This window comes from Streptomyces sp. NPDC001700 (assembly GCF_053596435.1).
On the sequence record NZ_JBSFGE010000003.1, the window covers coordinates 462,206 to 475,059 of the forward strand.

The 12,854-nt window shown below is 73.0% G+C and carries 11 protein-coding genes and 1 pseudogene; 1 reads left to right on the top strand and 11 read right to left on the bottom strand.

What is annotated here, in order from left to right; all coding sequences use genetic code 11:
• Nucleotides 1–168: 168 nt before the first annotated feature.
• The 4 genes from ACWC5C_RS07820 to bldG form a co-directional block, all read right to left on the bottom strand.
• On the bottom strand, nucleotides 169–735 hold the full coding sequence (locus ACWC5C_RS07820) for a small secreted protein (RefSeq protein WP_450874575.1): 567 nt from the start codon (nucleotides 733–735) through the stop codon (nucleotides 169–171).
• Nucleotides 736–1,007: 272 nt separating this feature from the next.
• The gene (locus tag ACWC5C_RS07825) at nucleotides 1,008–3,446 is read right to left on the bottom strand and encodes a sodium-translocating pyrophosphatase (RefSeq protein WP_450874576.1); all 2,439 of its coding nucleotides are present in this window, start codon (nucleotides 3,444–3,446) and stop codon (nucleotides 1,008–1,010) included.
• A gap of 411 nt (nucleotides 3,447–3,857) precedes the next feature.
• Nucleotides 3,858–4,298: an ATP-binding protein gene (locus ACWC5C_RS07830; protein WP_450874577.1), complete on the bottom strand. Its 441-nt coding sequence runs from the start codon at nucleotides 4,296–4,298 to the stop codon at nucleotides 3,858–3,860.
• An 89-nt stretch (nucleotides 4,299–4,387) separates the two neighbouring features.
• Entirely contained in the window at nucleotides 4,388–4,729 is a 342-nt protein-coding gene (bldG, locus tag ACWC5C_RS07835; protein WP_009716787.1) for an anti-sigma factor antagonist BldG, read from the bottom strand.
• A gap of 54 nt (nucleotides 4,730–4,783) precedes the next feature.
• Between bldG and ACWC5C_RS07840 the strand changes: the two genes are divergently transcribed.
• On the top strand, nucleotides 4,784–7,240 hold the full coding sequence (locus ACWC5C_RS07840) for a DEAD/DEAH box helicase (protein WP_450874578.1): 2,457 nt from the start codon (nucleotides 4,784–4,786) through the stop codon (nucleotides 7,238–7,240).
• A gap of 147 nt (nucleotides 7,241–7,387) precedes the next feature.
• Here the strand turns inward: ACWC5C_RS07840 and ACWC5C_RS07845 are convergent.
• The 7 genes and pseudogenes from ACWC5C_RS07845 to ssd all read right to left on the bottom strand — a co-directional run.
• A pseudogene (locus tag ACWC5C_RS07845) lies at nucleotides 7,388–7,945 on the bottom strand (Rv3654c family TadE-like protein); the annotation flags it as partial.
• The gene (locus ACWC5C_RS07850) at nucleotides 7,942–8,382 is read right to left on the bottom strand and encodes a TadE family type IV pilus minor pilin (protein ID WP_450874579.1); all 441 of its coding nucleotides are present in this window, start codon (nucleotides 8,380–8,382) and stop codon (nucleotides 7,942–7,944) included. The gene ACWC5C_RS07850 and the pseudogene ACWC5C_RS07845, both read right to left, overlap by 4 nt.
• On the bottom strand, nucleotides 8,369–8,566 hold the full coding sequence (locus ACWC5C_RS07855) for a DUF4244 domain-containing protein (protein WP_450874580.1): 198 nt from the start codon (nucleotides 8,564–8,566) through the stop codon (nucleotides 8,369–8,371). The genes ACWC5C_RS07850 and ACWC5C_RS07855 overlap by 14 nt, the downstream gene beginning before the upstream one ends.
• A 78-nt stretch (nucleotides 8,567–8,644) precedes the next feature.
• Entirely contained in the window at nucleotides 8,645–9,484 is an 840-nt protein-coding gene (locus tag ACWC5C_RS07860; RefSeq protein WP_450874581.1) for a type II secretion system F family protein, read from the bottom strand.
• A complete protein-coding gene (locus tag ACWC5C_RS07865) occupies nucleotides 9,481–10,401 on the bottom strand; it encodes a type II secretion system F family protein (protein ID WP_450874582.1) in 921 nt (306 codons plus the stop codon). The genes ACWC5C_RS07860 and ACWC5C_RS07865 overlap by 4 nt, the downstream gene beginning before the upstream one ends.
• Nucleotides 10,398–11,564 (bottom strand): TadA family conjugal transfer-associated ATPase, encoded by a 1,167-nt coding sequence (locus tag ACWC5C_RS07870; protein WP_450874583.1) that lies wholly within the window; start codon nucleotides 11,562–11,564, stop codon nucleotides 10,398–10,400. Before ACWC5C_RS07870 ends, ACWC5C_RS07865 begins: the two co-directional genes overlap by 4 nt.
• Complete coding sequence (ssd, locus tag ACWC5C_RS07875; RefSeq protein ID WP_450874584.1) at nucleotides 11,561–12,670, bottom strand: septum site-determining protein Ssd; 1,110 nt, start codon at nucleotides 12,668–12,670, stop codon at nucleotides 11,561–11,563. The genes ACWC5C_RS07870 and ssd overlap by 4 nt, the downstream gene beginning before the upstream one ends.
• Nucleotides 12,671–12,854 lie beyond the last annotated feature (184 nt).

Sequence of the window (12,854 nt, forward strand, 5' to 3'; positions counted from 1 at the left end):
GCCGACCGTCGGCGACGACGGGCGGCGGCCTGTGGACAAGCCACCCTGTGGATAACTCGGCAACTCGACAACAGGGGCGTGCGGCCAGGCCTTCTCGCCTCCGTGGAACTGGCCTCCGTGGCTGCCCTCCGTAGGGCTGGCCTACGTGGCTGGCCTCCGCGGGCTGGCCTACGTGGGGCTGGTGGCGCCCGTCTTCGGCTTCTGGCAGCCGGGCTGCTTCGACATCGCGGTGCCGACCTTGCCCTCCTGGAGCTGCTTCAGGGCGTTGTCACCCGACGTGCTGAGCTTGTCGAGGTCGTCGGCGACGCCCTTGAGGCCTTCGGCGAACTTGGACTTGTCCGAGGTCTCGAGCTTGTCGACGGTCGTCTTCAGGTCGTTGTACGCCCCGGATGTGGCGTTCAGCTCCTTGACGGCCTGCTTCTGGGTCTGCTCGCCGTTGTCGACGGGCGGGGCGCCCGCCTTCTGCACCGCCTTGGCGAGCGCCGTGTAGGACTCGGAGATCTGCTGGAACGCCTTGGAGTCCGTCTGCTGGAGCTTCTTGGTGTCCTGCTCGTCGGACGCCGCCTGGATGGAGGCGTTGGCGCCCTGAATCTTTTTCAGCTGCGGCTGCACCTCGTCACAGACCGATTTGGCCCAGTCGTTGACCTTCTTGTCGCCATCATCGCCGCCGCCGCAGCCGCTCAGCGCCAGTACGAGTGCCGCACCGCCGGACAGTGCCACAAGCTTCTTGTTCACCGGATTGGTCCCTTCCATGGCTCTCGGCCCCGGAACATACACGGCCAAGCCGCTCCGACCGTCTGCCGAGCATCCTGTATGGATACTTTTAAAGCCATTTGAACCAAGCTCGGTGTGCCATCCGCCTCATCGTGTTCTCCGCGGCAACCAGGAGACAGACCGGCGGCCAGACCGGCGGAAGGCCGGACACGGCTGCGGGCGGACGGCGTGCTCTCGCACACCGTCCGCCCGCATGCCGCGGGGGCTCATACGGCCCCCTGACCGCTCCCGGGTCAGGACACCACCGCCGCGTCGGCCGACTTCGCGACGCGTTCGGAGTTGTCTTCCTCACCCACGGCGATTCCGCGCCGCTTGGAGACGTAGACGGCGCCAACGATGATCGCGACGGCCAGCGCGGCGATCACCGCCCGGAGCCCCGGGCTCGCGTTGTCGCCGTAACTGAACTTCACGACCGCCGGGGCGATCAGCAGCGCCACCAGGTTCATGACCTTCAGCAGCGGGTTGATCGCGGGACCCGCGGTGTCCTTGAACGGGTCGCCGACCGTGTCGCCGATCACCGTCGCGGCGTGGGCCTCGCTGCCCTTGCCGCCGTGGTGCCCGTCCTCCACCAGCTTCTTCGCGTTGTCCCAGGCGCCTCCGGAGTTCGCGAGGAAGACCGCCATCAGGGTGCCGGTGCCGATCGCCCCGGCCAGGAACGAACCGAGCGCGCCGACCCCGAAGGCGAAGCCGACGGCGATCGGCGCCAGGACCGCCAGCAGACCGGGGGTGGCCAGCTCGCGCAGCGCGTCCTTGGTGCAGATGTCGACGACGCGCCCGTACTCCGGCTTCTCGGTGTAGTTCATGATCCCGGGCTTCTCCCGGAACTGCCGCCGCACCTCGAAGACCACCGCACCGGCCGACCGCGACACCGCGTTGATCGCCAGCCCCGAGAAGAGGAAGACGACGGCGGCGCCGAGCACGAGCCCGACCAGGTTGTTGGGCTGCGAGATGTCCAGGCTGAGGTTCATCTGCCCGGTCGCGGAGATGTGCACATCGGAGACGGCCTCCGCGATGGCGTCGCGGTACGAGCCGAAGAGCGCCGCCGCGGCGAGCACCGCCGTCGCGATGGCGATGCCCTTGGTGATCGCCTTGGTGGTGTTGCCGACCGCGTCGAGGTCGGTGAGCACCTGGGCGCCCGCGCCCTCGACATCGCCGGACATCTCGGCGATGCCCTGCGCGTTGTCGGAGACCGGGCCGAAGGTGTCCATCGCGACGATGACGCCGACGGTGGTGAGCAGACCGGTCCCGGCGAGCGCGACCGCGAACAGCGCCAGCATGATCGAGGTGCCGCCGAGCAGGAACGCGCCGTAGACGCTGAGCCCGATCAGCACCGCCGAGTAGACGGCGGACTCCAGCCCCACCGAGATGCCGGAGAGCACCACGGTGGCCGGGCCGGTCAGCGAGGTCTTGCCGATGTCCCGCACGGGACGCCGGGTGGTCTCGGTGAAGTAGCCCGTGAGCTGCTGGATGAGCGCGGCGAGCACGATGCCGATGGCGACGGCGACCAGCGCGAGGACGCGCGGATCACCGCTGTGGCCGAGGATCTCGCGGTTGGTGACACCGTCGAGGTCGGCGTAGCTGGACGGCAGATAGGCGAAGACCGCGGCCGCCACCAGCGCCATCGAGATCACCGCGGAGATGAAGAAGCCGCGGTTGATGGCCGTCATCCCGCTGCGGTCGGAGCGGCGCGGGGCCACGGCGAAGATCCCGATCATGGCCGTGAGCACGCCGATGGCCGGGACGAGCAGGGGGAAGGCGAGGCCCGCGTCGCCGAAGGCCGCCTTGCCGAGGATCAGCGCGGCGACCAGGGTCACGGCGTACGACTCGAACAGGTCGGCGGCCATGCCCGCGCAGTCGCCGACGTTGTCGCCCACGTTGTCCGCGATGGTCGCGGCGTTGCGCGGGTCGTCCTCGGGGATTCCCTGCTCGACCTTGCCGACCAGGTCGGCACCGACGTCGGCGGCCTTGGTGAAGATGCCGCCGCCGACCCTCATGAACATGGCGATCAGCGCGGCACCGAGGCCGAAGCCCTCCAGCACCTTGGGCGCGTCGGCCGCGTACACGAGCACCACACAGGAGGCGCCCAGCAGGCCGAGGCCCACGGTGAACATGCCGACCACGCCGCCGGTGCGGAATGCGATCTTCATCGCCTTGTGCGAGACGGCCGTCAGATCCACTCCCGGCTTCCCGGGAGCGGACGAAGCGGAATCTCCGTTGACCGGGGTGGCGGGTCCCTCGGGGGTCGCTTCCCGGGCCGCGGCGGCGACGCGCACATTGCTGCGCACCGCGAGCCACATCCCGATATAGCCGGTGGCCGCCGAGAATCCCGCGCCGATCAGAAAGAACGCCGACCGCCCGATGCGCTGCGCCCAGTCATCCGCCGGCAACAACAGGAGCAGGAAGAACACGACCACGGCGAATCCGCCGAGGGTCCGCAGCTGCCGGGCCAGATAGGCATTCGCACCTTCCTGAACGGCCTCGGCGATCTTCTTCATACTGTCCGTGCCCTCGCCGGCCGCGAGCACTTGTCGTACCAGCACCACGGCGACAGCGAGCGCCGCGATCGCGACCGCGGCGATCACCATCACGATCACACGGTTGCCGTCGGTCAGCTCTGCGGCGGCCAGGGTCGTGGTGAGATCCAGCTGATGAGGGGTGAGAGGCCCCGCCATTCGTCCTCCTTGACGTTTGGCACATGGGCGCGCAGCAGTTCTGCGACCGCAGAAGAGCCGCCACGCTCAGGCGTCCTGAGCTCAAGATGTGGACGGATTGTAAGTAGCGTCACACGATCAAAACAGGGCGCCGGAATGGGAATTCGCCTGCACCAGCGAAGATCAATAGGTTTGGGCCAGGAAATTCCTCCGGAAGGACGAAGGTCAACAATTCCCTGACGGGTGTGGAATGATCTCCATAAACGATCTCAGTGCACTATGAAAAGTGCTGTTCAGAGCGGCTTTCCGGCCACTCGGAAGGACGAACGGAACGACGGCAGGAGCGACGCCCCGGAACGACGACCGGGCCGGCCGTCACAGGGACGGCCGACCCGGAGGTCACGGCAGATTGAGCGGAATGGAGGCGGATCGTTACGGCACGAGCGACTGGGGCGAGGCCGGCCAGCTCATGCGGATCACACCGCCGGTCTCGCTGGTCGTCACCTCGACGTCGTCGACGAGCCCGCTGATGACCGCGAGGCCCATCTCGTCCTCGCTCTCGGCCTCGGCCGCGCCGTCGCCGTCCACGTCCGGATGGGAGCCGGGAGTGTGCCCCGCCGAGGTCGGGGACTCATCGCCGACCTCGATGGAGAACTTCTTCTCCTCCTCGGTGAGCGCCACCCGAACCGGGGCGTCCACCCCGTTGCTCAGGTGCAGCCCCACCGCACGGGTACAGGCCTCGCCTACCGCGAGCCGCACCTCGTCGAGCACGGCCTCGTCCACCCCCGCCCTGCGCGCCACGGCAGCCGCGACCAGCCGGGCGGTCCTGACGTGCTCGGGAAGCGCGCTGAAGCGGAGTTCGACGGTGGCCATGCCATCCCCCTCGGGCGTATGGGCGTGCAGATCAGGGGGCCGGGCGAAACCGCCCGGAACCCCCTTGTTGGTCTTCCCGCGGCGACTGGTCAGTCAGTCGCCGCGACAGCGTCCTCGACCGAGGTGTGAATGGGGAACACCTTGGTCAGGCCGGTGATACGGAAGATCTTGAGAATGCGCTCCTGGTTGCACACCAGACGCAGTGAGCCCTCATGGGCACGTACGCGCTTGAGCCCGCCGACGAGCACGCCGAGCCCGGTGGAGTCGAGAAAGTCGACGCCCTCCATGTCGACGACCAGGTGGTAGCTACCGTCGTTGACAAGCTCGACCAGCTGCTCGCGCAGCTTGGGCGCGGTATATACATCAATCTCGCCACCGACCTCGACGACCGTGCGGTCGCCAACGGTCCGAGTCGACAGGGACAGGTCCACGGATCCTCCAGCACCTTGCATCGAGCGGTCGCCCCCCATGGATCGGCAGCCGCGATGGCATTCAATCACTTACCAGCAGGCGTGCACGACGCCTTGAGCCCATTGTCCGTCAGACCGGTGACACACTCGGTGTCGATGGCCCACAACCAACTCCCGCGGCAGGCGGGCATACGCCCCTCGCCCCGGGCCGTTCTCGACCGGCTCGGCACCGGAGCGGGCCGAGGCGCGCGCATCACTCATACGGAGCACTTGCCCCCGCGTCTCGGCAGCCATGCCGACTGGCCGTCGCCGATCCGGCCGGAAGTCATCGACGCCGTCCGGGCCGCCGGAATCGAGCGCCCGTGGGCCCACCAGGCGCGCACGGCCGCCCACGTTCTGCGCGGGGAATCGGTGGTCGTGGCCACCGGCACTGCCTCCGGCAAGTCCCTGGCCTACCTCGCCCCCGTGCTCAGCACCCTGCTGGACGGCTCGGAGGAGCCCAGCGGGCGGGGCACGACCGCCCTGTACCTCTCGCCCACCAAGGCGCTCGCCGCCGACCAGCGCCGCGCGGTGGCCGACCTCACCGCCCCGCTGGGCACCGGGGTGCGGGCGGCGGTGTACGACGGCGACACGCCGGTGGAGGAGCGCGAGTGGGTCCGCCAGTACGCGAACTACGTGCTCACCAACCCCGACATGCTCCACCGGGGCATCCTGCCGGGCCACCCCAGATGGTCCTCCTTCCTGCGCGCGCTGCGCTATGTCGTCATCGACGAGTGCCACACCTACCGAGGCGTCTTCGGCTCCCATGTCGCCCAGGTGCTGCGCAGGCTCCGGCGGGTCTGCGCCCGCTACGGCTCCTCGCCCGTCTTCCTGCTCGCCTCGGCCACCTCCGCCGACCCGGCCGTGGCGGCGACCCGGCTGACCGGGGTGCCGGTCGCGGCGATCACCGAGGACTCCTCGCCCCGCGGCGAGGTGGTCTTCGCCCTGTGGGAGCCGCCGCTGACCGAGCTGCACGGCGAGCAGGGCGCCCCCGTCCGCCGCACGGCCACCGCCGAGTCCGCGGACCTGCTCACCGACCTGGCCGTCCAGGGCGTCCGCACCGTCACCTTCGTGCGCTCCCGGCGCGGCGCCGAGCTGATCGCCCTGATCGCCCAGGAGCGGCTGGCGGATGTCGACCGGTCCCTGCCCGACCGGGTGGCCGCCTACCGAGGTGGATATCTTCCCGAGGAGCGCCGCGCCCTGGAGCGGGCCCTGCACTCCGGTGACCTCCTCGGCCTCGCCGCCACCACCGCCCTCGAACTCGGCATGGACATCGCCGGTCTGGACGCCGTCGTCCTGGCCGGCTATCCCGGCACCCGCGCCTCCCTGTGGCAGCAGGCGGGGCGGGCCGGACGCACCGGGCAGGGGGCCCTCGCGATCCTGGTCGCCCGGGACGACCCGCTGGACACCTATCTCGTCCACCACCCGGACGCCCTCTTCCGGCAGCCCGTCGAGTCCACCGTCCTGGACCCCGACAACCCGTACGTCCTCGCGCCGCACCTGTGCGCGGCCGCCGCCGAGCTGCCCCTCACCGAGGCGGACCTGGATCTCTTCGGCCCCGCCACCGAGGAGCTGCTGCCGCAGCTGGAGCAGCGCAAACTGCTGCGCCGCCGCGCGACCGCCTGGCACTGGACCCGCCGCGAGCGCGCCGCCGACCTCACCGACATCCGCGGGGAAGGCGGCAGCCCGGTCCAGGTCGTGGAGGCGGCGACCGGGCGGCTGCTGGGCACCGTGGACGCCTCGGCCGCCCACACCGCCGTCCACGAGGGCGCCGTCCACCTCCACCAGGGCCGGAGCTATCTCGTCCGGCAACTCGACCTGGAGGACTCGGTCGCGCTGGTGGAGGAGGCCAGTCCGCCGTACTCGACCACCGCCCGCGACACCACCGCGATCTCCATCCTGGAGACCACCACCGAGATCCCGTGGGGGGACGCGCGGCTGTGCTTCGGCTCCGTCGAGGTCACCAACCAGGTCGTCTCCTTCCTGCGCCGCAAGCTGATCACCGGTGAGGTGCTGGGCGAGACCAAGCTCGACCTCCCGCCCCGCACCCTGCGCACCCGGGCCGTGTGGTGGACGGTGACCGAGGACCAGCTGGACGACGCCCGGGTCCACCCCCAGGCCCTCGGCGGCGCCCTGCACGCCGCCGAGCACGCCTCCATCGGCATGCTGCCGCTCTTCGCGACCTGCGACCGCTGGGACATCGGCGGGGTGTCGGTCCCCCTGCACCCCGACACGCTGCTGCCGACCGTCTTCGTGTACGACGGCCACCCCGGCGGGGCGGGCTTCGCCGAGCGCGCCTTCCACACGGCCGCCCGCTGGCTGACGGCCACCCGCGAGGCGATCGCGGCCTGCGAGTGCGAGGCGGGCTGCCCGTCCTGCATCCAGTCCCCGAAGTGCGGCAACGGGAACGATCCGCTCGACAAGAGGGCCGCCATCCGCCTGCTGACGACGCTCCTGGCCAAGGCCCCGGACCAGCCGCCCGCCACCGACTGACCGGCCCCCGCCACCCGCTGCCGGGGCCCGCGCGGCCCGCTCCCCCGGATGCCCGCCATGTCCGGGCACGGACCCGGGCGTGTCGGCGGGGCCCGCCCGCGACCGGACCCGGAGGGCGAACGGCCCGGCCCGCACCTCCGCCGTGAGATCCGCGATCTCACCGCTCAGGGCGCACCGCACCACGCGCGCGCCCTGAGCGGACGCCACCCGCCGGGCGAGGCGGCACGCCGCACCGGGCCCCTCCAGGCCGTGGTCCGCCGCAGCGAGCGCCGCCAGGTCGGCGGCCCCACCGGCCCGGTGGCGCGCCACCATGACCTGCCCTGCCGTCAGCACGACCGCGAACACCGCGCACAGCGCCGTCGCAGCGAGCGCCGCCCACACCGTCGCCGACCCACGATCGCCCGCCCCGCGGACCGATCGCCTCACGGGGCCGCCCGGGTCCCGCGCGGGACCCGTCTCGCAGGGCCATCTACCGCCCCGCGCACGGCCCTCAGAGGGCCGCCCCCGCCCCGCGCGCCAATCCCCACGGGACCGTCCCCCACCCAGCGCCGCGAACGCCTCAGAGGCCCGTCTGCCGCCCCGCCCCGGTCGCGCCTCACCAGGACGTCTCCCGCCCCGCCAGGCGCACTTCTCGGGACCGTCCCCCACCCAGCGCGGCGAACGCCTCGTGGGGCCCTCAGCCGCCCCGCACACGGATCGCCTCACCGGACCCTCCCCCGACCCGCGTCGACCGCTCCTACCGTGTCCTCGGCGAGGGCGACCGCCTCCGCGTGCAGCCGGAGCGCCAGCGGGCCGGGGCCGACCGCATGGGTCCGGACCCGCACCCGCACCAGGTCTCCGTCCCGCCACAGCTCGACCCGCGCGCCACGCGGCGCGGCCGCCCGGGCCGCGTCCATCGCGGCGTCCCGAGGCTCCGACCTCGCCGCCGCCCGAGCCCCGGCCCGGGCCGCGTCCACGCAACTCAGCTGCGCGGACGCGGCCATCAGGCCCCAGATCAGCATCAGGGCGAACAGGACCAGCACCGGCAGCGTGACGGCCGTCTCCGCGGTGACGAATCCCCGGTCGGACCGGGTGCGGGCCGCGCGCGCACGAGCCCGCCCGGCCGGCCGCCCCGCCGTGGGCGATGCCTCAGAACGGCCCATCGAGAGCCCGTCCGATCACCGATTGCAGCGCACTGCGGACGGCCCCGCTGGTCACCACCTTGTACAGCACCGCCGCGAAGGCACATCCCACCAGCGTCCCCATCGCGTACTCGACGGTGGCCATGCCCGCCTCGGCCCGCATACGCGCCGCCGCCCGTCGCCGGGCCCACCACTGCTTCATCATTTCGGTCCCCCTCGTAGTCGTCAGATGTCGTGCGGAATACAGGCACCTCGCGCCGCAGCGGGTCAGAGGCGCCCGCGCTCAGGGGTGGCCCGCCAGACCGCCCGCCAGCCCGGTCATCACCGGGGCCACCCCGATCAGCAGATACGCGGGCAGGAAGCAGGCCCCGAGCGGGGCGGTGGCCAGCACGCTCGCCCGGTCGGCGCGTCGGCCCGCCTCCCTGCCCTGCTCGGCGCGGCAGTCGGCGGCGAGCCGGGACACCGGTTCCACGGCGGGGGCGCCGGTGGTCCCGGCGTGCTCCAGGGCGCGTGCCAGCCTGCCCGCGCCGGGCAACGCGCCAAGCCGCCCCCAGGCGTCGGCGGGCTCCCCTCCCAGCCGCAGCTCCGCAGCGGTCCGGACCAACCGCTCGCCGACCGGGCCACCGAGCGATTTGCCCACCGCGTCCGCCGCCGAGCGCGGGTCCGCTCCGGCGGCCAGACAGGCCGCCAGCAGGTCGGCGGCCAGCGGGATCTGCCGCGCCGCCTCGGCCGTACCGTCCCCGGCGCCGCCGGTCCGCCCGCCGGTCCGCCCGGCGGCGGCCTGCCGCCGGTGCCACTGCCGGACGCCATACGCGGCCGCCAGCCCCAGCGCGCATCCCAGCAGCCCTCCGACGAGGACGACACCGGCCAGCAGGACGCCGATCGAGGCCGCCCAGGCCAGGGCCGCGCCCTCGTCCGCCCGGGCGCGCCACCGCGCCCAGGGCCGGGCTCGCTTCCGGACCACACCGGAGTCCGCGTGTGGTCCCCCGCCGGGCAGCAGCGCCGCCAGACGCCGCCCGGCGGCGCGCTCCCGCCGGGCCTCCACCACCGCCATCGCCCCATACACGACGGCGGCCATGAGGGGCAGCACGATCCCCAGCCTGTGGACAAGCGCCGCGCTCATCGGACGGGTGCCTTTCCGGGAGCGAGCGCCACCCGCATCGACCGTCTGAGCCAGGCGAAGCCCGCCCACTCCAGCAGACAGCCGACCGCGAGACAGCCCAGCCCCACCGGGGTGTGCAGCAGCTGATGCAGTGGCTCGGTGCCCAGCGCGGTGCCCATCAGCAGCCCGAAGACCGGTAGCACGGCCAGCACCGCGATGGTGGCCTTGGGCCCCGCCAGCCTGGCGCGCATGATCTCCCGCTGCTCGCGCTCGGCGCGCAGCGCCGACGCCACCCGGTCGAGCCCGGCGGCAAGCCCCGCACCCTCGTCGACGGCCACCTGCCAGCAGGCCGCGACCCCGGTCAGCCCCTCCGCGCCGGGCTGCCGGGCCGCCCTGCGCAGCGCCTCGGGCACATCCCCGCCGAACCGGGCGGCCGCGGACACCAGCCCCCAGCGCTCCCCCAGGTCTCCCGAAGGCACGGACAGCAGCGCCTCGCCGGGCTGCCGCCCGGCCCGCAGCTCGCCCGCCACGGTGCCGCACAGCTCGATCACCCCCGCGGCACGCCGGTCGTGGGCCCGGACGCGCTCCCGGGTCCGCAGCCACCGGCCGACGAGCGGCACGGCCGCCACCGCGACGAACAGCGGCAGGACCGACGCGCCCAGCACCGCGAGCACGCAGCCGAGCGGCAGGCACAGCAGCTCACGTCCCATCCGCCCGCCGTATCTGACCCGCCAGCTCTCCTTGAGCCAGGCGACCGTCTCGGACAGCCGCCGCACCGGGTCCGGCCCGGTGGGCACGGCGGGCCCGCCGCCCGCGAACAGCAGCCTGGCCCGGCGCAGCTCCCGGTCCCGCCCGGAGAGCAGCCACGCGGCCACTCCCGCGCAGAGCAGCGCCGCCCCGAGGGCCAGCACCCCGGGGTTCCCTCCGGTGCCGGTCATAACGCGCCTCCGCCCCGGGTGCACAGCTCCTTGAGCCGCTGCCAGCCCGACGCCCGCTCGAAGCCCCGCGGGCTCCACACGGCGGCGGGCACGGTGGTGACGAAGCCCGCGCGGTCCCGGTCCAGCACATGCAGCTCGGCGATCCTGCGCCGCCCGCCGCGGTCCCGCACCAGATGGACCACGACCGACAAGGCGGCCGCCAGCTGGCTGTGCAACGCGGCCCGGTCCAGGCCCGCGGTCGAGCCGAGCGCCTCCAGCCGGGCCGGTACGTCCCCCGCCGTATTGGCGTGGACGGTGCCGCAGCCGCCCTCATGCCCGGTGTTCAGGGCGCCCAGGAGATCGGTGACCTCGGGGCCCCGCACCTCACCGACCACGAGCCGGTCGGGCCGCATCCGCAGCGCCTGGCGCACCAGGTCCCGCAGGGTGACCTGACCCCGGCCCTCCTGGTTGGCGGGGCGGGTCTCCAGCCGGACCACATGGGGGTGGTCCGGCCGCAGCTCCGCCGAGTCCTCGGCGAGGACGATCCGCTCCTCCCGGCCGACCAGTCCCAGCAGGGTGCTCAGCAACGTCGTCTTGCCGGACCCGGTGCCGCCGCTCACCACGAACGACAGCCGGGCGGCCAGCATGGCCCGCAGCAGCTCCGCACCGCCGGGCGGCACGGTCCCGGCGGTTACCAGCTCGGACAGGGAGAACGCCCGGGGACGCACCACCCGCAGCGACAGGCAGGTGGATCCGACGGCCACCGGCGGGAGCACCGCGTGCAGCCGTGTCCCACCCGGCAGCCGGGCGTCCACCCAGGGCCGGGCGTCATCCAGCCGCCGCCCGGCCACCGCGGCGAGCCGCTGGGCGAGCCTGCGCACGGCGGCCGCGTCGGCGAAGGTGACGCCCGTCCGCTCCAGCCCCGCGCCGCGGTCCACCCACACCTCGTCGGGGGCGGTGACCAGCACGTCCGTGACATCGGGCGCGGCGAGCAGCGGCTCCAGGGGGCCGGTACCGACCAGTTCGGAGCGCAGGGCGGTGACCACGCCGAGCACTTCGGTGTCGCCCATCAGCCGCCCCTCCTCCCGCAGGGCAGCCGCCACCTGGGAGGGAGTCGGATCCGCACCGCTCTCCGCCAGCCGCAGCCGCACCGCGTCCAGCAGGTCCGGAGTTTCGACGCTCATGCGGTGACACCCCCCGCGCCGGGCAGGGCCCGGTCCCAGAACTCGGCGCAGAACCGGCCGAGCGGGCCGCGTGCGCTGCCGCCCGGGGGCTCGCCGCCGTCGAGTGCGTCCAGCAGCCCCGGCTCCGGCGGCAGTTGACCGGCCAGCGGCAGCCCGAGCAGCCGGGCGATCTCCTCGTCGTCCAGCTCGGGCCCGCACGGGCCGCGCACCACCGCGCGCAGGTCGCTCAGCACCATGCCCACCATGGACGCCACCCGGTGAGCGGCCGCGACGGCGCGCAGCTCCGCCGGGACCACCAGCAGACCGAGGTCCACCTGCGCGAGGGCCTCGGCCGCCGACTCGTCCACCCGGCGCGGCAGGTCCACCACCACGACCCCGCCGCGCCGCCGGGCGGCGGCCAGCACCGCGCGCATCGCCGAGGGCGGGATGACGACCGAATCGCCCCTGTCCCAGCTCAGCACCCGCAGGGAATGCAGCTCGGGCAGCGACTCCTCCAGCGCGCTCCCGGCGACCCGGCCACGCGATTCGGCGAACGCGGGCCATCGCAGCCCCTCCGACCCCTCGCCGCCGAGCAGCACATCGAGGCCACCACCCAGCGGGTCGCCGTCGATGAGCATGGTGCGGCGGCCCGAGCGGGCCGCCGTGACCGCCAGGGCGCAGGCGAGGGTCGAGGCCCCGGCCCCACCACGGCCACCGATGACGCCGATGGTCAGGGCCTGCTGGCCAACTCCCTCCGCCACATCGGCGATCCGGTCCACGAGCCAGGTCTCGGCGTCGGGCAGGAACGCCACATTGTCGGCGCCGAGCTCCACTGCCCGGCGCCAGATGCCGTGGTCGTCGAGATCCCGCCCGATGAGCAGCACGCCCGCTCTGCGGACGCGGCCCCGGAGCCTGGCCGCCGCGTCGTCCCCGACGAGGATCAGCGGCGCGCCCTCCCAGCTGCCCCGGCGCGTGGGTGCGCCATGGGCCACTTCGACCTCTGCTCCGGCGGCCGCGCACAGCCTCAGCAGATCGTCGAGAAGCTGTTCGTCCTCGGTGATGATCAGCGGTCTGCCGCGCTGTCCTTCTGGCGGTGATGACCGTTCCGGTGTGATGGATGCAGTCACGATCCCCTCCCCATTTCGTTACGCGCTCTCACTCACGCGAACGGCGAGTGCAAACAACGCGGAGAATCACCGTGTCGCGATCCTGAAAATCTTGGGGATCTTGGTTCAAAACCGTGGACAACTCATCAGTTGTGAATATCCCAGTCACCTAAACCAGTGACTTCCGGAGCGCAGCCTAGCGATT

Bases quoted from the DNA above. Each gene is read 5' to 3' on its own strand.
- ACWC5C_RS07865 (WP_450874582.1), bottom strand. From the start codon at position 10,401: ATGACCGGCACCGGAGGGAACCCCGGGGTGCTGGCCCTCGGGGCGGCG.
- ACWC5C_RS07860 (WP_450874581.1), bottom strand. From the start codon at position 9,484: ATGAGCGCGGCGCTTGTCCACAGGCTGGGGATCGTGCTGCCCCTCATG.
- ACWC5C_RS07830 (WP_450874577.1), bottom strand. From the start codon at position 4,298: ATGGCCACCGTCGAACTCCGCTTCAGCGCGCTTCCCGAGCACGTCAGG.
- ACWC5C_RS07855 (WP_450874580.1), bottom strand. From the start codon at position 8,566: ATGATGAAGCAGTGGTGGGCCCGGCGACGGGCGGCGGCGCGTATGCGG.
- ACWC5C_RS07840 (WP_450874578.1), top strand. From the start codon at position 4,784: ATGGCATTCAATCACTTACCAGCAGGCGTGCACGACGCCTTGAGCCCA.
- ACWC5C_RS07850 (WP_450874579.1), bottom strand. From the start codon at position 8,382: ATGGGCCGTTCTGAGGCATCGCCCACGGCGGGGCGGCCGGCCGGGCGG.
- ACWC5C_RS07825 (WP_450874576.1), bottom strand. From the start codon at position 3,446: ATGGCGGGGCCTCTCACCCCTCATCAGCTGGATCTCACCACGACCCTG.
- ACWC5C_RS07870 (WP_450874583.1), bottom strand. From the start codon at position 11,564: ATGAGCGTCGAAACTCCGGACCTGCTGGACGCGGTGCGGCTGCGGCTG.